This window comes from Amycolatopsis sp. NPDC003676 (genome assembly GCF_053587275.1).
In genome coordinates this window covers 1-1,422 of sequence record NZ_JBSFNS010000291.1, presented here as the reverse complement: position 1 = coordinate 1,422, position 1,422 = coordinate 1, and the positions used below count along the sequence as shown (strand labels likewise).

Sequence of the window (1,422 nt, the reverse complement as noted above, 5' to 3'; positions counted from 1 at the left end):
GGTGCACATCCCGTCGTCCGGGCCGACCACGATGGTCAGCCTGCCGCGCGACTCCTACGTCAGCATTCCCGGCCACGGCAAGGACAAGCTGAACGCCTCGTTCGCGTTCGGCGGCCCGTCGCTGCTGGTGCAGACGGTGGAGGAAGCCACCGGCGTGCGGATCGACCACTACGCCCAGATCGGCTTCGGCGGCTTCGCCGGCGTCGTCGACGCGCTCGGCGGCATCGAGATGTGCCTGGACGAGCCGATCGTCGACCCGCTGGCCGGGCTCGACCTGCCCGCCGGCTGCCAGGAGCTGACCGGCCCCGAGGCGCTGGGTTTCGTGCGCACCAGGGCGACCCCGCGCGCGGACGTCGACCGGATGAAGCACCAGCGGATGTTCATGTCGGCGCTGCTGAAGAAGGCGACCAGCCTGGGCACCCTGGCCAATCCGTTCGCGCTGTGGCCGATGGCCACCGGCGTGGCCGGATCACTGAAAGTCGATGACGGCGACCACATCTGGAACCTGGCCGCGCTCGGCTGGGCGATGCGCGGCGACACCGTCACCACCAGCGTGCCGATCGGCGGATTCGACGACACCGACGTCGGCAACGTGCTGCTGTGGGACAAGACGAAGGCGAGCGCCTTCTTCGACGCCCTGGCCAAGGATCAACAGATTCCCGAGGACCTGCTGACGCGGTAACGTCGTTGTATGGCCGAGGACCGTTCGTTCATCGAGCTGCTGCGGGACCAGATCCGGCACGGGCTGACCGCAGCACAGCAGTATCTGGCCGCCGCCGTGTATTTCGACGCCGAGCGACTACCGGAGCTGGCCGCGCAGACCTACGCCCGCTCGGCCGAGAACCGGGGCCACGCGATGCGGATGGTCCAGTATCTGCTCGATCGCGATGTCGCGGTGACCATCGGCGGGCTCGACGAGCTGCGCTCGGAGTTCGATTCGCCGCGCGCCGCGATCGCCTTCCTGCTCGATCGGGAACGGACCGCCACCGCGCAGATCAGCGCCTTGGCCGGGGCGGCGCGCGAGGCCGAGGATTTCCTCGGCGAACAATTCGTGCAGTGGTTCCTGAAGGAACAGGTCGCCGATGTCGCGGAGATGAGCACGCTGCTCACCGTGCTGGACCGGCAGGACAATCTGTTCGACGTGGAGGAATTCATCCGGCGTGAGCTGGCAGGCGCTGTGCCAGTGGACAACACGGCGCCGAAAATGGCGGGCACAGGGCAGCTTCAGTAAGGGAATACTTGGTTAGGAAATACTTCCCTCAATAAGGTTGCACTTGGATGACAACCCCCTTTTACCAGGTCTAATGTTGCGGCCATGTCGATTCATCCGGAAGCCCCTCGCAGCAAATTCCACAGCCTGCTCCAAGACCAGATCCGGCATGAGTTCAACGCCGAGCATCAGTACATCGCCATTGCGGTGTG

The 1,422-nt window shown here is 65.7% G+C and carries 2 protein-coding genes; both read left to right on the top strand.

What is annotated here, in order from left to right; translation table 11 throughout:
* A partial coding sequence (locus ACWDNU_RS45770; protein ID WP_449673437.1) for an LCP family protein occupies positions 1–682 on the top strand: 682 nt, incomplete at its 5' end.
* Between the two features lie 9 nt (positions 683–691).
* A complete protein-coding gene (locus ACWDNU_RS45765; protein ID WP_355283739.1) occupies positions 692–1,231 on the top strand; it encodes a ferritin in 540 nt (179 codons plus the stop codon).
* Positions 1,232–1,422 lie beyond the last annotated feature (191 nt).